This window comes from Halomonas sp. V046 (assembly GCF_052645355.1).
The window spans coordinates 460,064-479,722 of record NZ_JBQXYF010000001.1 but is presented as its reverse complement, the minus strand read 5'-3'; the positions used below and the strand labels follow the sequence as shown (position 1 = coordinate 479,722).

Here is a 19,659-nt window from a genome sequence, read left to right as displayed (position 1 = left end):
GTGAGTCAGGACGCTTCCAGCTCTCTCAGGCTCAGCACGCTGATGGCGTCATCGGCGGCGGCCATCAGGCGTGACACTTCGAGGTGGTGGGTGTTGCGAAAGTCGGCCAGGCCCGGCTGGGTACGCCAGTAGGCCGGGTCTTCGCCGTCGATCTCCCAACCTGTCGGGATGTCGGCCGAGCTCGCACCGGCCAGCGACAGGTAGGCGACCAGGCCCTCGCCGATGTTGAAGCTCAGCGCGGTAGTCAGACGCTGACGGGTTTCCCGGTTGATGAAGATGCGATACAAGCTGTCCCGCCAGACGGTGTTCGGTGCTGGCTTATAGTCCTGCTCCAGTTCGCCAATGGTTAGTTCGCGCCACTCGGTTCCCCTGATCAAGGGACGCCATACGCGCTTGGATGCCTTGATCAGCGACTCTACATAATCGCGGCGCACCTTGTGCGCGAGGATAAGGGTGTTGCAGTGATTGATGAGCTCATCCCACTGCATGCCATCGGCGAGGTGCTGGAGCTCGTGCTCGAGCAGAGCGTCGACCGATTGTCGCGTGCTGGCATGCTTCAAGTATTGGTAGAGGCTTTCCGGCAGTTTGATCTCACCCCGGTGCATTTTCATTGTCTCTCCCTGACGGCCTGATTGGATATCGAAGCTGATACCGAGATGGATACGAACGTGATGTCGATACGTCGACACCGGACTGAGCCGGCAGCGCTGCTGATGGCGGGCGGTTTTTTGCCCAGGGGCGCATGACGCGGCCCCGGCCTGGGCCTTGCAGAACCGGCGATGGCGTCCTTGCCATCGAGGCAATGCTCAAGCCGAAATTCGCTTGATTAGAATATGCGTAAGTAAAGGCCTATCTCATGATCTCGGTCAGGGGAACGTGGCGGCGACTTTGCTGAGTCGAGGGACCAGTGCCACGCGTGGACGGTGCCGTGGTCGTTCTCCACCAGGCATCATGCAAAGGCCAAGGCTAGCCTCCTCAGGGGCGGGGATGGCCTAGACTCAAGGAAGCGATAGCGGGCCGGTCTCAAGGCCCATGGGTCGAGAGGGCGGCGGCATGAAAGGGCGATTGGCTGGCGTGGCGGTGTTGATGGCGATGCTGGCGTGTGCCGAGGTCGAGGCACAAACGCAGATCGAGGTGAACGTCGACGGCAGTGCAGGATTGCCGTTTACGGCGCACTGGCAGTGGCGGTCGCCGAGCGGAGACCGGCGTTCAGGCACCTGGCAGGATCGAGTCCCGCAGAGCTATCGCATGCCACCGGGACAGTTCAGCGTACGAGTTGTTCAGCACGCGCCGGGGGGGCGCCTGGCGGTGACGCTGCTTGGCCGTGGCAACCGCTCCTCGGCGACGTCTCAAGGGGCCGGTGCCTTGTTGTTGCTGTCCGTTCAGTAGCGGTCAGTCGCGGTTATCGGTTGAGCGCGGGTCATGGGAACGCGAAGTGCCAGCGATGCCGTTGGTGCCCGAGAAGCCTGCGGGAAGCGCGAAGGTAAACTTGCCTTGGGCCGGAGTGGCGGCGATGGGCGGGAACTTGTCGGTAACGCCGCCACCGCCGCCAACGCTAACACCAAGACCGCTGCCGACCGCCACCGCGCTGGCGGTTTCGGGGGGAAGAGGGCCTTGGAGGGCGGGCAGGTTCGGTACGGGGCCTAACAGGCTGAAGCCGATGCTGGCCAGCCCCATGACCAGCGGAATCATGTGCGACTTTCCAGCGTGTTGCGTGTACCGAGCCGGTCGCTCGGTCGTCCGGGCGGCGGCGCGCCAAGGTGCTCGCGTGCCCAGTTGGAGGCCTGCAGGCGGTTGTTGACCTTGAGCTTCTTGAAGATGTTGTAGATATGAGATTTGACGGTGTGTTCGCTGACGAATAGCTCGGTGGCGATCTGCTGGTTCGATGCCCCGGCGCCAATCAAGCCGAGGATCTCCAGTTCGCGCTGAGTCAAGCCATTGGCAGGACGGTAGCTATTGAGCTGTTGGCGTCGAAAGAACTCGATCAGCCGCGTCATGATGCGTCGTGGCATCCATAGGCCGCCGCCGCTCAAGCAGCCGATGCCCTTGCTGATGATCTCTAGAGAGTCCTGGCGATAGAAAATCCCCCTCAGGTGCAAGAACGACAGCACCTGAATGGCATGGTCATCGTGCTGCAGGTTGATCACCGCCAACTGCACATCTGGCCGCGTCGAGACCTGATCTTGAAGACTGCGCATCTCATCGTCACTGGTGTGGTCGGCGTCGATGAGAATGACCTGAGAGTCTCCGGGATCCGCATGCCCCATTGGCCAGAGCACGGTGTCGCTCAGGTCGCCTGCGGCTACAGTCGTGACGGTGCAGTCGAGGTGCTTGGCGATGTAGTCGCTGAACAGCTGTGACTGGACATTGCGATGGGTGACGAGAATGACGCGAGGCAAGCCGATTGCGTAGGTCATGGTAGTTCCCTTGTGTCCCTTGCTCATCGCTGTGGCCGCGATGTCGTTCATCAAGACTTGTCGAATCTCGTTAGGTTGTAAATGGATGCCTACGCTTAACTTAATGACCGCTTGGTAATGATGTTTTCAATACTGGTTGTCGGATTTTTTGATGAATCAGAGCCATTTCGATATCACCGTGCGGCACAGAAGCCAACAATCAACCACGCATTTCAATGGTATGAACGGAGTAGGTAGCGTTGGCAAAGGTCAACGTGCAGGCGCTGGAAAGCGCCGTCGGTCGCGCTGTCGTTCGAGCGGATAGCCTCGATCGACATGAAGAGAATGGTGTTTTTTTACCGACGTCATAAGCATATTTAGGTAAGACATCGACGATGCGCTGTCTGACGATGCTGAGGGGCGGTGGTCGATGCCACTGGGCCCAGCCAGGCGGCCGTTCAGGCCGCGGCGAGCTAAACGGCGAACACGATGAAGGCCACGGTGGTGCCGCTGAACAGGTATCCCAGCAGGGCCATCAGGCCATCGCGAGCGATCAGGGCGAGGCCGAAGAGCGTCAGCGCAAGGCCCGCCAGGTTGGCACTGAACGGGATGACCTCCATGGGCGGCATCGCCAGTGAAATCCCCAGGCAGGTGACGGCGATGGCGAGGTGCGCGGGTGGTCGAGTGAGCCAGACGAGACGGGGCTTGAGCATTCGGTCGATCCCCCTTGCCGGGCGTCGTAGCCAGGCCAGGGTCTTGGCGAACCGCGGATAGGCGATACGGCGCGCGACTAGCCTCTTGGGAAGCCAGACGCTGTCGCGACCGCATAGCAGCTGGCTCGATGCCAAGATGACCAGCGCCGCCATCAGGCTCGGTACGCCAGGAATGTCGCCAATCAGCGGCGTTACCGTGATCAGCCCGGCGATCAGCAGGAAGGGCGCGAAGCTGCGTCGCCCCGCCGCGTCGAGGACCGTACCGAGGCGGATGGGCTGCTCTGGGGTGGCCGCCTGATCGAGGCGATCGAGGAGGTCGGTCAGACTGGTTGGCGCGGCGGTGTCGCTGTGGGTGTTCGGGGCGTCGCTCATGGTGTCTCGCTGATGACTCTGGGTCGGGGTCGGATGGCCAACGTGGGCATCAAGGAGGGCCTCAGTATGCGGCTGAACGTCAGCGCTGTCGAAAGCAGGCGGGGCGTGCCGTCGGTATTTATCCCGGCATCTTTCTTACACTTGAGTTCTGGAGTAAGCTCGAGTTCATCGCAGTCCTTCTCCCCCCGTGGGAGGAGGGCTGTTTTTTCTTGCTGCGCCAGGCATCTCAGTCCCAGGGAGGGAGCCCCGATGAATCAACCCGTTCTTATCAACCGTCTCGATGCCGAACGGCTACAGCGCCTGATCGATGAGGCGGCGGATGCCGACCTGGCGGTGGCCGAGGTCCTGGAACGGCACCTGATCAATGCAGAAGTCGTGGACCCTGAAGACATCCCCGGCAATGTGGTAAGCATGAACAGTCGGGTCGCACTGACCGAGCTTGGCAGTGATCGCCGGCTGGTGCGGACCTTGGTGTACCCCCACTCCCTCGCCGCCACCGAGGATGCGATTTCGGTCATGGCGCCACTCGGCGCTGCCTTGCTGGGCAGGCGTGTCGGTGAAGAGCTGGAGGGGCCACCGGTGGCCGGGCGCCCGCGGCGTTGGCGGGTGGAGGAGATACTCTGGCAGCCCGAGCGAGAGGGCCAGTTTCACCGCTGATACGGGCCCCAGGCGGCGCCGTTGCCGAGGGCGGCGGGGCGATTGGTTGATGCAGCACGGTTCTGCTGGATCGGCCTAGGGTGAGCCTGCAAGGGATGGCATAGGGTAAGGAGAGGTAGAGATGTTTCGCTCCTTGGGTGCCTTCAGTGCAGGGCTATTGATAGCTCGGCACTTGGGGCGCCCCCCTGTCGAGGTAGGCTCATGTTACCCCACTCCTGTGTCGCCGGCGCGCTGCTGGTACTGCTTCCGCTTCAGGCGGCTGTCGCCGCCGATACCCTCTATGTCGTGACCAACAAGTCTGAGGCCAACACGGTGGTTGGCTTTCGGGCCTTGGACGGTGGTGAGATCGTTGCCATTGGTGAGTTCGCCAGCGGCGGACGCGGGACCGGCGATCTCGAAGTCCCGGCGCTCGAACGCGACCCCAACCACCCGTTGGCCAACGGCGATGATCCGTTGATTTCCGCCAATGCCATCGCGGCATCGGCTGACGGTCGCTGGGTGGTTTCCGTCAACCCCGGTGATGCGTCCCTGGCGCTGATGTCGAGAAGTCCCGATGGTGCCCTGACGTTGGTTAACACGGTCGCCGCCACCGATGCGTTTCCGCTCTCCGTGGCGGTGTCCGGCGACTGGGTGGTCGCTGCCAGCGTGGGAGGCAGCAACCAGTCAGGGTCCGTAGGTCTTTACACGATGGCCGATGGCAAGCTTCGGTTCGTCGAGGGCAGTCGGCGTGATCTCGGGGCCCGTCCCTCCACGATCGATTTCTCGTCGGATGGGCGCTTCGTTATCGTCAACGAGTTGGTAACGGGCAAGATTCATGCCTTCGGCCTCGTCGATGGCAGCCTGAGCTTGACCCCCGTGTCGACGCTGGACAGCCCGCGAGGGCAGGACGATCGCTTCCAGGCCATTCCGGTAGGGTTCGCCGTCGCGTCGCAGGACGATGGCGATCTGGTCCTGATGTCGGAGGCCCGTTTCTTGACGCCGGATTTCAGCCTGCGTGAAGAGGCCGGCGTGGTGCCACAGAGCCCCTTGTACAGCTGGCAGACCAGTTCGGTGTCCAGTTATCGGCTCGATGTCGAGGGTCGGCTCAGCCGGGCCAGCCAAGATGTTCTGACCGGCGCGGAGGTAGAAGGGGGCGAGATTGCCAACTGCTGGGTGGCGTTCGATGCCGATCGGGGCTGGTTGTTTACCGCCAACGCGCTCTCGAGCTCCATCAGTCGCTTTCGGGTCGACGCGGAGGGCGGCCTGGTGCTGGAAGACGCCACCGCGTTCAAGGAGCCCGATGAGCAGATATTCCTGTCCGATATGGCGCTCAATTCCGCCGGTGACGCGCTTTATCAGCTGGTGGGCAACCGCGGAGAGGTCCTGGTCTTCGATGTTGCCGACGATGGTGCTTTGCGCCTGCGCGAGACGCTCGGCGGCCTTCCCGTGCTCGGCGCCTACGGAATGCTGGTGGTGAGCGACGACTGAGGGGCAGAGGCGGATCGCGATGGGATGAGGGTGATGGCTAGGTGGGTTTACATAGCTAGGCGAGCGGTCATTTGCGTCAGGCTCTGACAAGCGGCTCAGCCGTGGGGTAGGCTATCGGCTGTCGCTCGGCAGCCGTCGAGTCATGCTGTTGGCCCCGGCCTGTTGAGGTAATGGAATGCCGTTTTCGCTGTGGATATCGCTCGCTGCCATTTGCGCCATGGGGGCCATGTCGCCGGGGCCTAGCCTGGCGCTGGTCCTGCGCCATACCCTCGGTGGCGGGCGGGTTGCCGGCGTCGTCGCGGCGTTGACCCACGCCCTCGGGGTCGGGTTGTATGCCCTGTTGACGGTGTGGGGGCTTGGCGAAGTCATCGAACGCCACCCCATGGTGTTCCGCGGGATTACTCTGGTCGGTGCCGGCTACCTGGCCTGGCTCGGCCTCAAGGCGCTGATGGCTGGGCGAGGCGGCGCACTCAACGCCACTGCAGGCGTCACCAGCCACCGAGTGGCGGCGCGGGAGGGGCTGCTGGTCGCCCTCGGCAACCCCAAGTTGATGCTGTTCTTCATCGCCTTGTTGAGTCAGTTCGTGACGCCGGAGATGGCGCTGGTCGAGCGCGCGATCATCGTGTGTACGGCGATGGTGATCGACGGTGGTTGGTATGTGCTGGTAGCACTGAGCCTATCTCATTCTCGGGTACTGCCCTGGCTGCAGCAGCGTGCGCACTGGATTAACCGCATCACCGGCGTGCTGCTGCTGGCGTTGGCCGTGCGGGTACTGCTCGGCTAGCCGAGTCCCGTTGCGGCGATGAGCGGGGGATTACTGGCGGGCTCGTCGAAGGAGCGCGTCGATATCGAGTCCCGGTGGCAGCACGCCATAGGCTGGGCTGATCTCGTCGCCCAGTCGCGAGCGGCAGAAGGCATTGGCGACAGGCTCTGGCGCATGGTCGAGCAACAAGGCGGCCTGGGTGCACTGAGCCAGGCGCTGGGTCAGCCAGCGCGCCCGTGAGGGGAGCGCGTCCGGCGGGGCGGCCAACTCCCGCTCGAGTTCGGCCATCGCCTTGTCCAACAACGGATGCTGCTGGCGCGCGGGAGCCAGTTCCTGGCGCAGGGCCTCGATGGATGCAGGGTGGCGCTCGAGCACTCTCAGCACATCCAGGCAGATGACGTTGCCGGACCCTTCCCAGATCGAATTCACCGGCGCTTCACGATAGAGCCTGGCCAGGGGCGATTCTTCGACATAGCCGCTGCCTCCGAGGCACTCCATGGCCTCGGCCATGAACGCCGGGGTGCGCTTGTTGTGCCAGTACTTGGCCAGGCTTGGCAGTAGTCGCGCCAGGGCAATCTCGTGCTCGTCGCCGTGGCTTGTGCCGTCGAAGGCTCGGGCGGTGCGCAGGCTGAGGGCCAGGCCGGCCTCGACCTCCAGCGCCATATCGGCCAGCAGGGTTCGCATCAGGGGCTGTTCGGCCAACGCCTTGCCGAACGCATGGCGCTGGGAGACGTGTCGCCAAGCCTCTCGCCAGGCCTGGCGCATCATGCCGATCGGCGCCATGGCGGCATCCAGACGGGTCTGCTGGACCATCTCGAGGATCGTGGCGATGCCTCGGCCTGGCTCGCCGATCGGGGCGGCCCAGGCATGCCGATACTCGATTTCGGCCGAGGCGTTGGCGCGGTTGCCGCACTTGTCCTTGAGGCGCTGGATCTCGATAGGGTTGCGACGGCCGTCCGGGGCGAAGCGCGGTGCGAGAAAACAGCCGAGGCCTTCGTCGGTGGTGGCCAGCGTCAGGAAGGCATCCGACATCGGGGCGCTGCAAAACCACTTGTGTCCGGTCAAGCGCCAGCCATCCTCGCCGATGGCGGCATGGGTCGTGTTGGTGCGGATGTCGCTACCTCCCTGTTTTTCGGTCATGGCCATGCCGAAGGTGAGGGCGGACTTGCGCGTGGCGGGAAGGGCTCGCGGATCGTAGTCCCAGGCCAGTAGTCCGGCTGTCCACTCGGGGTCGAGGCTCGATTCCCGCCGCAACACCGGCATGGCGGCGTGGGTCATGGTGATCGGACAGCAGAACCCGGGTTCCGCCTGGGTCAACAGATAGAGCGCCGCCACGTGGGCCTGGTGGCCTCCGCGGCCCTCTTCCTGCCAGGCCACGGCGTGAACGCCGCGGTCCATGGCCAGGTGCATCAGCTCGTGATAGGCAGGGTGGTAGCGAACCTCATCCAGCCGCTGACCATGGCGATCGAACAGGTGGAGTTCGGGCGGGTGGCGGTTGGCGGCGTCGCCCAGCGCTTGAACCTCGCCACTGCCGACTTCGCTACCGAGCGGGGCGAGGCGGCGAGAGACCCAGTCCGGGGCTTCCCGGGCCAAGCCTTCAGCGAGGGCCTGGTCGTCGGCGAAGGCGTCGAAGGGAGCGCCCATATCGGGCTGATTGAGTACCTGATGGGTGGCGAGTCGGTGGCGCGGTGCGTGATCGCTCATGGGGAAACCTCCTTGGGCCATGGGTGGCGACACGCGCCAACCGGATGGCCCTGCTGAAGGAGCATGGAACCTGGAGCGCAAGCGGTCAATGCGTGGCGGGTGACGCGACCGCTGCGGCTGGGTAGGCTGGTGATATTTGCTCGGAGCGTCATGATGTCCCAACCCTCAGGCCCGGAGACGGCGCCGGTGATTCTGGCTGCGAACGCCAGCGAATCGGCACCGACCACGGTCGTCGCCCACGAGCGCATCCAGGTCGTCGATCAGTGCAACCGCCCCTGTGGCAGCGCATGGCGCTCGCAGATGCGGCACTTGCGTTGTTGGCATCGCGCCACCTATATCGTGGTACGCAATGGCCGCGGGGAGCTGTGCGTCCAGCGCCGCACCTTGACCAAGGAGGCCTTTCCCGGTGGCCTCGATCTGGCCGCGGGTGGGGTGGTAGGCGCCGGCGAAGCGGTGCATCGTGCCGCCATGCGTGAATTGGCCGAGGAACTGGGCATCCTCGCGACTCGGCTCCCCCTGGCGCTGGAATTTATCTATGCTGAACAAGGGCACCGCATCTTCGGCAGTGTGTTCTGTGTGACCCATGATGGGCCCCTCAGGCTGCAGCCCGAAGAGGTGGTGGAGGTGACCTGGCTGGTGCCGGATGAGGCGCTGGCCCTGCCCGAGGCAACGCCCGATACCCGGCTGGCACTGGAGCTGCTGCTGCGGCGGGAGCGAGGGGGCGGCGCGCGCTGAGCCCCTCCCCCGGGACTGGCGCGACGGGCCCGGGCGTGGCATCGTGAGGCTACTGTCCGCGAGTTCGAATCATGACCCTTCACGACCACGAATGCCGCACTCACCGCGGCGAGCCGTTTAACCTCCGCGCCCTGCGGGGGCAGGTGCTGCTGATCGTCAACGTCGCGAGCAAGTGTGGCTTTACCCCACAATTGCGGGAGCTGGAAATGCTCTATCGCCATCATCGTGAACGGGGGTTCACGGTGCTGGGATTTCCTTGCAATCAGTTCGCGCGTCAGTCGCCGGAGTCGGCCGAGGCCTTCTGTTCGCTGGGCGAGCGGGAATACGGTGTGACCTTTCCGCTGATGGAAAAGGTCGATGTCAATGGTAGCGGCGCCCATCCACTGTTCAAGGCGCTCAAGGCCGAGGCGCCGGGCGTGCTGGGCACCCGGGCGATCAAGTGGAACTTCACCAAATTTCTGGTTTCGCGGGACGGCAGGGCGATCCGACGCTTTGCGCCGCGGGATGGAAGTCGTGCCATGCTGTTGACGCTGGAGCAGGCCCTCGACGAGGCCTAGGAAGAGAGGCCTGGTGGGGGGCGGATCAGGCCATCAAGGCGGCGACTCGCCGCGCTCTACCGCCACCCGTTCGACCAGCGCGTTGTAGCGGTGGCGTACCATCATGGTGGTCAGCCCCGAGAACAGCGCCCAGGTCTTGCGGCGCCAGCCGGTGAGTCGGCGGTTGTGGGCAACCAGCTGGCGCATCAGCTTGTGGTCATCGAAGCGAAGCCACTCGCCGGCCACCGACATCTGGTGGCGTGATAGCACCGGAGCGAGTTCCAGGCGAAATATCCACTCCAGTTCCTTGAGCGAAATGCTGTCGCGCTGGATCACGCTGACCATGCGGGCGTAATCGGCCTCGCTTGGCTCACGCTCGAGCCACAGCGGTGCCATGGCCAGCCACAGCTCGCCGCGCTGGTCGACCAGAGTTTGTGCGTCCATCCGAGGTCCTCCTGAGGCGGTGGCCAGCATCCTGCCTCAGGCGAGGGGGGACCACAAGGGGCTTGCACGAAGGCGGACAGAGCGGCTGCGGATCGCTAGAATACCGCCACTGTAACTTACATATCGGACGGTTCCCCTCCGGGGGCCGCACAGAGTGAAGAGGTCTGTTGTGATCATCAAGCCCAAGGTTCGTGGATTCATTTGCACTACCACCCATCCCGTCGGCTGCGAGCAGAACGTGCTCGAGCAGATCCAGGCGACGCGCGCCCGCGGTCTGGATGCCGCCAAGGGACCCAAGAAGGTTCTGGTGATCGGGGCCTCCAGCGGATACGGCCTGGCGGCCCGTGTCACCGCAGCCTTCGGCTATGGCGCCGATACCCTCGGGGTGTTCTTCGAAAAGCCCGGCAGCGAAAAGAAGCCCGGCACCGCGGGCTGGTACAACTCGGCAGCGTTCGACAAGTTCGCCAAGGCAGAAGGCCTTTACAGCAAGTCGATCAACGGCGACGCCTTCTCCCACGAAGCGCGCGCCAAGGCCATCGAGCTCATCAAGGCGGATATGGGGCAGGTCGATCTGGTGGTTTACTCGCTGGCCTCTCCGGTGAGAAAGCTGCCCGACAGTGGCGAGCTGAAGCGCTCGAGCCTCAAGCCGATCGGCGAGCGCTATCGTGCCACCGCCATCGATACCAACAAGGACACCATCATCGAAGCCGAAGTGGAACCCGCGACCGAGCAGGAAATTGCGGACACCACCGACGTCATGGGCGGGCAGGACTGGGAGCTGTGGATGGCGGCGTTGCGCGATGCCGGCGTGCTGGCGCCGGGGGCTCGCAGTGTCGCCTTCAGCTATATTGGTACCGAAATCACCTGGCCGATCTATTGGCATGGCGCGCTCGGTAAGGCCAAGGAAGACCTCGACCGCGCGGCCACGGCCATCGACGAGTCTCTGGAAACCTCCGGCGGTAGTGCCCATGTCGCCGTCCTGAAGTCCGTGGTGACCCAGGCCAGCGCCGCCATCCCGGTCATGCCGCTGTACATCGCCATGGTGTATCGCATCATGAAAGAGCAGGGCCTGCATGAGGGCACCATCGATCAGCTCAATCGCCTGTTCGGTGAGCGTCTTTACGCCGATGGCGAGATGGCGACAGATGCCGCGCGCCGAGTGCGTCTGGACGATTGGGAGCTGCGTGACGACGTGCAGCAGGCGTGCAAGGACCTGTGGCCTCGCGTCACCACCGAGAACCTGTTCGAGATCACCGATTACGCCGGGTACAAGCACGAGTTCCTCAAGCTGTTCGGCTTCGAGCGTGACGACGTGGACTACGACGCCGACGTCGATCCGAACGTCCAGTTCGACGTCGTCCAGCTCTGACCCTGCCCGCGAGACTGCCGATGCCGGATTCGCCTGCGGCGTCGGCAGTTATGCGCAATGGGCATTAGCGCTGCTGGATGCCGCCGAGTGGCGTAAACTGCCGTCGTCTGCATCATCGCCTGCCATGAGTCCTCGATGCCCGAGTCTTCGTCCACGTCACGTCCAGCCGCCTTGCTACGTCAGGTGGGTATCGTCATGCTGCCGGGGTTTTCGCTGCTCGCTCAAGCCTGTGCGACCGAGCCGCTGCACGTGGCCAACCTTCTCCATGGTCGTACGCTGTATCGGCTGACGAGCTACGCTTGCGATAGCGAGCCTGTGACCAGCGCATCGCAGCAGACCTTGCTGCCCCGGGCCAGCATCGGCGAGGCCGAGGCGCACCCCGACATGGTATTGATCTGCGCGCCGGCCAAGTTGCCGGGGGGCATCCCCGAGCCACTCGACATGTGGCTCAAGCGCCTTAGTGCCTCAGGCGTTCCCCTGGGCGGGATCGGCGGGGGCACCGAAGTACTGGCAAGGCTAGGGCTGCTGGACGGCTACAACGCGACGCTTCCCTGGCAGCGCTTCGAGGCCTTTGCGGCCGCCCATCCCCGGGTGCGGATGTCCGAGCAGCTGTTCGAGATCGACCGTGACCGATTTACCTGTGGCGGCGGCACGGCGGCCATGGACATGATGATCACCCTGGTGGAAGGGCACCACGGTCCTTCGCTGGCGGCGCGCATCTCCGAGTACTTCGTGATGGAGCGCATTCGCATGGGCGACGAGCCGCAGCAGATACCGTTGCGCTCGCGCCTGTCTCACGCACCGGAGAGTCTGGTCGAGGCGGTTCAGTTGATGGAAGCCAATATCGAAGAACCGCTGACGACTCATGAGCTGGCCGAACACCTGGGCATCTCTCGGCGTCAGCTCGAACGCTTGTTCAAGAAGTATCTCAAGTCGGTGCCCAGTCGTTATTACCTCGATCTACGCCTGCAGCGGGCCCGCCGACTGCTGCGCGAGAGCGATCGTCCGGCGGGCGAGATTGCCCTGCAGACCGGGTTCTCTTCCGCGGCGCATTTCTCCACCGCCTACCGTAATCACTTTGGCATGACGCCGAGGGAAGAACGGCTAGGCTAGCGCGGCTTTTCTCCGCGGCGCTGTTCTATTGTCGCCCCCGATATCGCATTGCGCGTCGGGCACTGGCGCAACCGCGTTCGGGTTGTCTTTTTCATCTGCCTTCTTCTTGCCACCATCCTGCCGATTGGCGGGACCTTCCGTGACGACGGTCGCCTAGGCTTGCCCAGCGGTGTGGGGGCGCGGGTCGTCGTCGTATGACGCTCGCTGCCCGCCAGATCACGTCATCGAATGGGCCGTGGCGGTCGTCTTCTGAGCGCAGGAAATGGCGTGTCCGGTCCTGTAAGGAGTGGAACTCCAGGCGCGTCTAAGGTCAATCATGGCGTAGTGATGACGTCCTGCCTGGCCGGCTTGGGCGAGTTTTCCCGTTAAAGTTAGGACTCTTTGCAGTAACGATCTTCGATGATGGGAGCGCCCATAATATCTGGGCAATATCCTGTAAGGAAGACAATATTACATGACACTAAGCCACATCGCAGTGACGAAGGCTGGCGGTTTTTCAGCACGCCAGGTAGAAGATTGCTCGATGTACTTGTGGTGTTGATGTGCTGATCAGGACGCGAGAAGGGCTTTTACACGGCAGTTTTCCCTCGTAGGGGAAGCGCGATACGCTATCTTATTCTTGGAAAAAATTAACGAGGTCGCTATGCATCCATCCACTGTTTCCCGAATTGGTTTCTATGTGGCGCTGTACGGCGTTGTGGCGATTCTTTTCTGGATAGGTATCTTTAAGTTTCATCCTGATGAAGCCGCCGCCATCGAAGGCATTGTCGCCAGCTCACCGCTGATGGCGTGGCTTTACAGCGTCGGCAGTGTCAACCAGGTGTCGGCCATGATCGGTACGGGGGAAATCATCGTCGGTGTGCTGATCGCACTGTACCCGCTGTCCAAGAAGGCGGCATTTGTGGGCGGTGCGCTGGCCAGCGTGATCTTCCTGACCACCACCAGCTTCTTGCTGACGACGCCGGGCGTGTTCCACGTCAGCAGCCTGAGTGGCGAGACTCTCGCCTTCCCGTCGCTGTTCGGGGGCTTCTTGGCGAAGGATATCGTGCTGCTTGGTGCCGCCCTGGTGATCACCGGTGTCTCGTGGCAGGCCGTCATCACAGAAAAGGAGGGCGCCCAGAAAGACGCCGATCCCTTTCTGAGCGACCTGTCATAAATCATAGTTAATTTAGATATTTCTTATGTTTTGCGAGCATCCCAGCCCGTATGATCGGCTGGGAATGTTCGAACATTACTGGGGCGACGAGGTGTCACCGACGACAATAAGGCTGTATGACGAAAATAAGGTGATAAAAAAATCCTTATTTAACATGCGGCTAAAATCGTACTGTGCATGAATGATTAGGTGATCATATTGGCAATTGCCAATATGGAGGGCCGCGATTAGATTGGTATGGGTAAGGTAACGAAACGTAACGAAAGGGTGGGGCAGCGAATTGCCGGCGACGTGCCGAGTAGGTGATCGGCTCCTGGTGTGGCACCCAGTGGTGTGGCATCGAAGTCTTTTTCCGCTCGTTTCTGCATAGTTGTAACGGCTTAAAGCGACCACGTGAAACTACCGGGAGCGTCCGGTGATATTCAGGAGATTCTCATGAAAACCAAAATTTTTGCCGCAGCGATCCTGGCATCTCTTCTGGCCGCTGGTAGCGCCTACGCCATGGACTCTGCCACGCTGGAAAAGCGTATGCAGGAAATCGAGGAAACTCGTGTGGCCGGCAGTGAAGAGGGCGAAGTCGAGGCCCTCGAGCAAGAAGTGGCCGAGCTCAAGGACCTGCTGCAGATGACCCTCGATAGTCTCAAGGAATCCAACCAGTAGTCGGCAGGACGGTCGACGAGCCCGTCGGTCAGGCCGAGGAGGCTCGGGCCATGACAGTGTCCTTCGGGAGCCCTCTGGGCTCACCGAGTCGGCTCTAGCGATACTTGGTAGCATCTGTACTCCTGCTAGTGCAGTCTGGAAAGAATCTAGGGCCCACTTCGGTGGGCCCTTTTGCGTGGTGCGCCCGGCACGGCGCATAGCACTGCACTAGCACCGTGATTAGCACCGCACTAGCACCGTGATTAGCACCGCACGAGCACCGTGATTCGCACTGCACGAGCACCGTGACTAGCACTGCACAAGCACTGCGACTAGGACCGTGGCGGTTGCTGTTCCTGGGGCTGGTGCCCTGAGATGATTGACGGCGAGCGGGTGTCGCCCCGACGGGAATGCCAGGGCCTTGCTGATGAATCAAACGCGGCCGAAGACGTGGGTTGGCCGGCAGGGCCTGGTCGCGATCCTCGACACCCGGCGACGACGTCACCAATCTTCATGAATCGCGGTATGCATCACCGTACGTGCGCTGGTAGGGGAGGGCGGCGGGAGCCATGGTGTCTGCGAGCCGATGCGATAGCCGATCTGGTCGCATGTCACTGGCGGTGCCGGCAGGGCCGCGTCTCACGAGGCGCCGGCCGGGTGTCGTGGGGCGGTGGCCGTGGCCGAATCTGTCCGTCTTTGGTCCGCTTTCTGTCTCGGTGGCCGCGGTCACATTCCCTAGTCTGGTGTCTTCTATCCATGAAGGAAGCGCCCACCATGACCGTCGCCTTGCTGATGATTGATGTTCAACGTTCGTTTACCGCTCGTGACTACTGGGACGAGGGCCACGTCGCTTCGTGGGCCCGTGCCCAGCGAGCGCTACTCGATCTCGCTAGAGCCCGGGGCGTGCCTGTGGTCCGCATCTATCACCTTGCGCCGGGTAGCGGAGGCCCGTTCGACCCCGCCATGGGCCTGATTCGTCCTCTGGAAGGGTTCGAGGACGCCGCCGATGTGGTGTTCGAGAAGTGCGTGCATAATGCGTTCACCGATACCGGCCTCGAGACGTGGCTGAGAGCGCGCCAGATTACCCGGCTCTGGGTCAGTGGTATCCGCACCGAGCAGTGTTGTGAAACCACCACTCGGGTGGCCTCTGATCTTGGCTTCGATGTCGATTTCGTCAGCGAGGCGACGCTGACCTTTCCCATGCAGCGCCTGGGTCGCACCTGGTCTGCCGACGAGATCCGCGCGCGTACCGAACTGGTACTGGAAGGGCGTTTTGCCCGCATCGTTGATGTCGCTAGCCTGGCCAGCGAATAGGGTAACGATCGGGCGCTGATCTCGGCCCCCCCTTGTGTCGCGAAGGAGCTACCACCTGATACCTCAGTCTTCTCTCTTGCCTAGGGGGCGCCCCCCGTCGCTGCGAGTCGGGGTGCTGATGCTCCCCGGCCAGGTACCGCTGGACCTGGTAGGTCCTTGGCAGGTGCTGCACTGCGCTCAGCGCCTGTCGTCGGCCATCGAGGTGCGCTACTTCGGTCCCTGCGACACACTCGATTGGCTCGGTCCGCTGCGCCTGACCGGCATCGAGGCCCTGCCTGACTCGGCGCCAGGGTGGGATCTGCTGCTGGTGCCCGGGCAGTACGCTGCCGCCATCGAGCCCCATGGGCAAGCGGTGGCGGTGGATTGGCTTCGTCGCCACGCCAACGATGCCGCGACGCTGATGAGTGTCTGCTCGGGAACCCTGCTGCTGGCCCAGGCGGGCTTGCTGGCGGGGCGACGCTGCACGACACACCATGGCCTGCTCGAGCAACTGATGATACTGGAGCCGCGAGCCAAGGTTCAGCGCGACTGTATCTTTGCCGAAGATGGGCCCTTGCTTACCAGCGCGGGGATCTCGACGGGCATCGATACGATGCTCTATTGGTTGACCCGGCATGGTGGCCATCGTCTGGCGGTGGCGGTGGCTCGAGAGATGGTGCTGTACCTGCGCCGAAGTGGTCATGAACCTCAGTTGGGCATCTGGCTAAAGGGGCGCAACCACGTCGATGCCCGAATCCATCGACTGCAGGATTGCCTTGCGGAGTCCCCCGCCGAGCCCTGGACGCTGGCGGCCATGGCGTCTGAGTCGAGCATGAGTGAGCGTCACCTGCGACGACGTTTCCAGGCGTTGACCGGCATGGGCTTGCCGGAGTATCTCGCCCGGGTCCGCCTGCATCTGGCGCGCAGTCTGATGCAGGAGACGTCTCTCGGGCTCACCGATATCGCCGAGCGGGTCGGACTCGGTGACGACCGTCAGCTGCGGCGAGTATGGCAGCGCTACGGCGAGGGGGCCGAGGAGGGTAGTCCGGCCCAGTGGCGGCGCAGAAACGCATCAATGAGCTCGACGGTTTGCCGGTGAGTCTCGTCGCGTGACTGACCCCCGCCCTCTTCGCAGATGATGCCGTCGCCGGGGCTCTCTTCGTCGAGTAGCGCGGCGGCGCCTGGCTTGCAAAGGCCAAGGAAGCTGAAATGCGCGGCATCGTCGAGGGATACCGCGACGCTCGTTGCCGGTGGCAGGTAGGTATTGACGTAGCCGGACTCCAGCGTCGATGGCAGTTGGGCCTGGTGAGCGCCGGCGCCTGCGGCGATCACCAGTACCGGAATCTCGATAGCGGCGAGGCTCTGTGGGGTCAGACCTCGGGCCAGCCCAAGGTCGAGGGAAACGACGGCGCTCACTCGCGTGTCTGTCAGTGGTTCGGCCAAGCGCCGGCGCTCTCGGGCGGTTCGCCCGGCACCTATCTGGGCGTAGACCCGGCAGGAGGCGAGTGACGGATGCTGCTCACAGTCGCGGCGGAAGGCGGCAGGCGAGAAGCGTGCGCCAGCGAGTGACAGCACCGTCCAGCCTCCCAGCGAATGGCCTACCGCGGCGATACGGTGAGTGTCGACCACGGGATTGCGAGCCCCCTCGCTTTTTTCTTCGCTGTCGCCATCGGTCAACGTTTCGATCACTCGACTGATATCACGCGCTCGCTCCCATAGTTCGGCGGCATGAACCGGTGAACGGTCTCTGGAGGTGGTCCCGGGATGGTTGGGTGCAGCGACCAGATAGCCGCGTCTGGCGAGTTCGGCGCCAAGCCACCCCTGATTGCGCCAGTTGCCGCCGAAGCCGTGAGAGGTGACGACCAGGGGCAGTGGTCCCGGCCGTGGGCGCGCGCCGGGCTTGGCCCACTCGCCGATGAAGGCGGGGTTGTCGGCGATCAGCTGTGAGGGCGTGGTATCGGTGGTGGGGTACCACAGTGCCACGTCGAGCGTTCGTCCGCCGTCCGGCGCTTCGATGACAAGGCGCTCGAAACCGATCGTTACCTCGGCCCAGGTCTGGTTGCCGACCAGGCAAGATGACACCGCGAGCAGACAGCCCGCCAGGCGCGTCGAGCGAGCGATGCTCATGGCGATTCCCGCGTGGGCATTGCGCTCGTCTTGCTGGCGATCAGGGCGCGAAACAGCCTGCCCATCATCACCGGGCGGTCTTCGTCCACACTGAACCCTGTCGCCTCCAGCAGCGGCCTGGCCTGGCGGGTGATGTCGGTGGCGATCGCCGAGGTGATCAGGTTGAGACCGCGGCGGGCAAGCCCCGCCGGGCGATCATCGGCCTGAAACTTGTCCATCACGCAGAGCTGGCCATTGGCGCCGAGTACGCGGTGGGCCTCGCAAAGCCCGGCCTCGGGCGTCGGCATCACCGCCAGAATCAGGTGCATCACCACCACGTCGAAGCGACCGTCGTCATACTCGAGGCGCTCGGCATCCATGACCCGAGCATCCACATCGATGCCGAGCAGGCGAGCGCGCTCGGTGAGTCGTTTGACCATGGCCGGACACAGGTCGGTGGCATGAAGCTCGACGTCTCGGGGCAGCCAGGGCAGATCCAGGCCGGTGCCGGCACCGACCAACAGCACGCGCATACCCGAATGCCAGCGGACTTGTTGCAGGGCCGCGCGGCGTGCGTGGCGAAAGGTACGCTCGGCCACGGCGTCGTAGACCGGGGCATAGAGCGTATAGCGCAGTCGGTTCCAACCCGTGGTGTTGAACATGGGCCTCTCCAGCAGGTGAGGGATGACGCCTTGCAAGCCTAGCCGAGAAACGCCGGGGGAACGCAGCCGACGACGTTTATGAAAGTCAGGGTCCCATTGCTGAAAGCTTCCGTCACGGCGTCTCCCTATACTCGAATGAGCAATGAACGAGTCCTTTGACCTTGCCTTCTGGCGCGCCACTGGCCTTGCGCCGAATCGGCTTTCGATAGCTTGGCCAAGGCCCTGGACCGCCAACAGCGTCGACCGTGGAAGCGCGGTTGCTGCCCCCGTAAAAAACGGAGATTTTCGATGAGCCATACCCCGACCCGCGCCGACTTCGACCAGCATATGGTGCCCAACTACTCGCCCCAGAAGGTCATCCCGGTGCGTGGTGAAGGCAGCCGCCTGTGGGATCAGGACGGTCGCGAGTACATCGACTTCGCCGGTGGCATCGCGGTGAACTCGCTGGGGCACTGTCATCCGGTGATGGTCGAGGCGCTCAAGACTCAGGGCGAGAAGCTCTGGCACCTGTCCAACGTCTATACCAACGAGCCGGCCCTGGCGCTTGCCCGGGAGCTCACCGAGCGGACCTTCGCCGACAAGGTCTACCTGTGCTCCTCCGGCGGCGAGGCCAACGAGGCAGCGCTGAAGCTAGCGCGGCGCTGGGCGTTTGACAACTACGGCGAGCAGAAGAACCGCATCATCTCCTTCGGCAAGTCATTTCACGGGCGTACCTTCTTTACCGTGAGCGTCGGTGGTCAGCCGAAGTATTCCCAGGGCTTTGGTCCGGTCCCCGGCGGCATCGTTCACGCCGAGTACAACAATCTGGACAGCGTGCGTGAACTGATCGGCGACACCACCTGTGCCGTCATGGTCGAACCGATCCAGGGCGAAGGTGGCATCATTCCGGCTACCGCCGAGTTTCTCGAAGGCCTGCGGGCGCTGTGCGACGAGCACAATGCCCTGCTGGTGTTCGATGAGGTCCAGACCGGCGTCGGCCGCACCGGCTCGTTCTACTCCTACATGGACTACGGCGTGACGCCGGATATCCTGACCAGCGCCAAGGGCCTGGGGGGTGGCTTCCCGGTCGGCGCCATGCTGACCACCGACCGCGTCGCGCCGGCCATGGCCATCGGCACCCACGGCTCTACCTACGGCGGCAATGCCCTGGCCTCGGCCGTGGCACTCGCCGGTGTCTGTCATATCGATACCCCCGAGGTGCTCGCCGGCGTCGCCAAGCGTCATGACCTTTTCCGCGAACATCTGGAAGAGATCAACCGCAAGCACGGGGTGTTCAAGGAGATCCGCGGTAAAGGCCTGTTGATCGGTGCCGAGATGGCCCCGGAATACGAAGGGCGCGCCAAGGACATCCTGCCGCTGGCCATCGAGGAAGGCCTGATGGCGTTGATCGCCGGGCCCAATGTGTTGCGCATGACCCCGTCGCTGGTGGTGCCCGAAGCCGATATCAAGGAAGGTCTGGCACGTCTGGAGCGCGCCGTGGCCCGCCTGGTGGCTGGCCAGTGAGTCACGCCGTGACGTCGGAACCGCGAAGCTT

General features: G+C 63.4%; 21 protein-coding genes. 13 read left to right on the top strand and 8 right to left on the bottom strand.

Annotation, left to right across the window (positions count from 1 at the left end; translation table 11 throughout):
* Positions 1–5 precede the first annotated feature (5 nt).
* Complete coding sequence (locus tag ACUN9Y_RS02055; RefSeq protein WP_445459004.1) at positions 6–611, bottom strand: hypothetical protein; 606 nt, start codon at positions 609–611, stop codon at positions 6–8.
* A gap of 442 nt (positions 612–1,053) precedes the next feature.
* On the opposite strand from ACUN9Y_RS02055, the gene ACUN9Y_RS02050 reads away from it, so the two are divergent.
* A complete protein-coding gene (locus tag ACUN9Y_RS02050; RefSeq protein WP_445459003.1) occupies positions 1,054–1,389 on the top strand; it encodes a hypothetical protein in 336 nt (111 codons plus the stop codon).
* Positions 1,390–1,392: 3 nt separating this feature from the next.
* Here ACUN9Y_RS02050 and ACUN9Y_RS02045 read toward each other — a convergent pair whose 3' ends face one another.
* The 3 genes from ACUN9Y_RS02045 to ACUN9Y_RS02035 form a co-directional block, all read right to left on the bottom strand.
* Positions 1,393–1,692 (bottom strand): hypothetical protein, encoded by a 300-nt coding sequence (locus tag ACUN9Y_RS02045; RefSeq protein ID WP_445459002.1) that lies wholly within the window; start codon positions 1,690–1,692, stop codon positions 1,393–1,395.
* Positions 1,689–2,417, bottom strand: a complete 729-nt coding sequence (locus tag ACUN9Y_RS02040) for a LuxR C-terminal-related transcriptional regulator (protein WP_445459001.1) — start codon at positions 2,415–2,417, stop codon at positions 1,689–1,691. Before ACUN9Y_RS02040 ends, ACUN9Y_RS02045 begins: the two co-directional genes overlap by 4 nt.
* 452 nt (positions 2,418–2,869) lie before the next feature.
* Positions 2,870–3,481: an exopolysaccharide biosynthesis protein gene (locus ACUN9Y_RS02035; protein WP_445459000.1), complete on the bottom strand. Its 612-nt coding sequence runs from the start codon at positions 3,479–3,481 to the stop codon at positions 2,870–2,872.
* Between the two features lie 249 nt (positions 3,482–3,730).
* On the opposite strand from ACUN9Y_RS02035, the gene rnk reads away from it, so the two are divergent.
* The 3 genes from rnk to ACUN9Y_RS02020 all read left to right on the top strand — a co-directional run bounded on the left by rnk (position 3,731) and on the right by ACUN9Y_RS02020 (position 6,389).
* Positions 3,731–4,138 (top strand): nucleoside diphosphate kinase regulator, encoded by a 408-nt coding sequence (rnk, locus tag ACUN9Y_RS02030; RefSeq protein WP_445458999.1) that lies wholly within the window; start codon positions 3,731–3,733, stop codon positions 4,136–4,138.
* A 201-nt stretch (positions 4,139–4,339) separates the two neighbouring features.
* Positions 4,340–5,605 (top strand): lactonase family protein, encoded by a 1,266-nt coding sequence (locus ACUN9Y_RS02025; RefSeq protein ID WP_445458998.1) that lies wholly within the window; start codon positions 4,340–4,342, stop codon positions 5,603–5,605.
* Between the two features lie 175 nt (positions 5,606–5,780).
* Entirely contained in the window at positions 5,781–6,389 is a 609-nt protein-coding gene (locus tag ACUN9Y_RS02020; protein WP_445458997.1) for a LysE family translocator, read from the top strand.
* A 30-nt stretch (positions 6,390–6,419) separates the two neighbouring features.
* Here the strand turns inward: ACUN9Y_RS02020 and ACUN9Y_RS02015 are convergent, their stop codons facing one another.
* Positions 6,420–8,072, bottom strand: a complete 1,653-nt coding sequence (locus tag ACUN9Y_RS02015; protein ID WP_445458996.1) for an acyl-CoA dehydrogenase family protein — start codon at positions 8,070–8,072, stop codon at positions 6,420–6,422.
* A 153-nt stretch (positions 8,073–8,225) separates the two neighbouring features.
* Here ACUN9Y_RS02015 and ACUN9Y_RS02010 point away from each other — a divergent pair, with 153 nt between their 5' ends.
* Both ACUN9Y_RS02010 and ACUN9Y_RS02005 read left to right on the top strand, forming a co-directional pair.
* The gene (locus ACUN9Y_RS02010) at positions 8,226–8,807 is read left to right on the top strand and encodes an NUDIX hydrolase (RefSeq protein WP_445458995.1); all 582 of its coding nucleotides are present in this window, start codon (positions 8,226–8,228) and stop codon (positions 8,805–8,807) included.
* Positions 8,808–8,878: 71 nt separating this feature from the next.
* Positions 8,879–9,364 (top strand): glutathione peroxidase, encoded by a 486-nt coding sequence (locus ACUN9Y_RS02005; RefSeq protein ID WP_445458994.1) that lies wholly within the window; start codon positions 8,879–8,881, stop codon positions 9,362–9,364.
* A 33-nt stretch (positions 9,365–9,397) separates the two neighbouring features.
* Here the strand turns inward: ACUN9Y_RS02005 and ACUN9Y_RS02000 are convergent, their stop codons facing one another.
* The gene (locus ACUN9Y_RS02000) at positions 9,398–9,787 is read right to left on the bottom strand and encodes a DUF7079 family protein (protein WP_445458993.1); all 390 of its coding nucleotides are present in this window, start codon (positions 9,785–9,787) and stop codon (positions 9,398–9,400) included.
* A gap of 169 nt (positions 9,788–9,956) precedes the next feature.
* On the opposite strand from ACUN9Y_RS02000, the gene fabV reads away from it, so the two are divergent.
* The 6 genes from fabV (at position 9,957) to ACUN9Y_RS01970 (ending at position 16,456) form a co-directional block, all read left to right on the top strand.
* The gene (gene fabV / locus ACUN9Y_RS01995) at positions 9,957–11,156 is read left to right on the top strand and encodes an enoyl-ACP reductase FabV (RefSeq protein ID WP_445458992.1); all 1,200 of its coding nucleotides are present in this window, start codon (positions 9,957–9,959) and stop codon (positions 11,154–11,156) included.
* 135 nt (positions 11,157–11,291) lie between these two features.
* Positions 11,292–12,269 carry a GlxA family transcriptional regulator gene (locus tag ACUN9Y_RS01990; RefSeq protein ID WP_445458991.1) on the top strand — a complete coding sequence of 326 codons (978 nt, stop codon included), beginning with the start codon at positions 11,292–11,294 and terminating at the stop codon, positions 12,267–12,269.
* A 619-nt stretch (positions 12,270–12,888) separates the two neighbouring features.
* On the top strand, positions 12,889–13,425 hold the full coding sequence (locus tag ACUN9Y_RS01985; protein ID WP_445458990.1) for a DUF417 family protein: 537 nt from the start codon (positions 12,889–12,891) through the stop codon (positions 13,423–13,425).
* A gap of 435 nt (positions 13,426–13,860) precedes the next feature.
* Positions 13,861–14,085 carry a hypothetical protein gene (locus ACUN9Y_RS01980; protein ID WP_445458989.1) on the top strand — a complete coding sequence of 75 codons (225 nt, stop codon included), beginning with the start codon at positions 13,861–13,863 and terminating at the stop codon, positions 14,083–14,085.
* A gap of 753 nt (positions 14,086–14,838) precedes the next feature.
* The gene (locus ACUN9Y_RS01975) at positions 14,839–15,378 is read left to right on the top strand and encodes an isochorismatase family protein (protein ID WP_445458988.1); all 540 of its coding nucleotides are present in this window, start codon (positions 14,839–14,841) and stop codon (positions 15,376–15,378) included.
* Positions 15,379–15,496: 118 nt separating this feature from the next.
* Complete coding sequence (locus ACUN9Y_RS01970) at positions 15,497–16,456, top strand: GlxA family transcriptional regulator (protein ID WP_445459085.1); 960 nt, start codon at positions 15,497–15,499, stop codon at positions 16,454–16,456.
* Here ACUN9Y_RS01970 and ACUN9Y_RS01965 read toward each other — a convergent pair.
* Both ACUN9Y_RS01965 and ACUN9Y_RS01960 read right to left on the bottom strand, forming a co-directional pair.
* A complete protein-coding gene (locus ACUN9Y_RS01965) occupies positions 16,375–17,484 on the bottom strand; it encodes an alpha/beta hydrolase family protein (RefSeq protein ID WP_445458987.1) in 1,110 nt (369 codons plus the stop codon). The genes ACUN9Y_RS01970 and ACUN9Y_RS01965 overlap by 82 nt on opposite strands.
* A complete protein-coding gene (locus ACUN9Y_RS01960) occupies positions 17,481–18,125 on the bottom strand; it encodes a class I SAM-dependent methyltransferase (protein WP_445458986.1) in 645 nt (214 codons plus the stop codon). The genes ACUN9Y_RS01965 and ACUN9Y_RS01960 overlap by 4 nt, the downstream gene beginning before the upstream one ends.
* A 288-nt stretch (positions 18,126–18,413) precedes the next feature.
* Between ACUN9Y_RS01960 and ACUN9Y_RS01955 the strand changes: the two genes are divergently transcribed.
* Entirely contained in the window at positions 18,414–19,628 is a 1,215-nt protein-coding gene (locus tag ACUN9Y_RS01955; RefSeq protein WP_445458985.1) for an aspartate aminotransferase family protein, read from the top strand.
* Positions 19,629–19,659 lie beyond the last annotated feature (31 nt).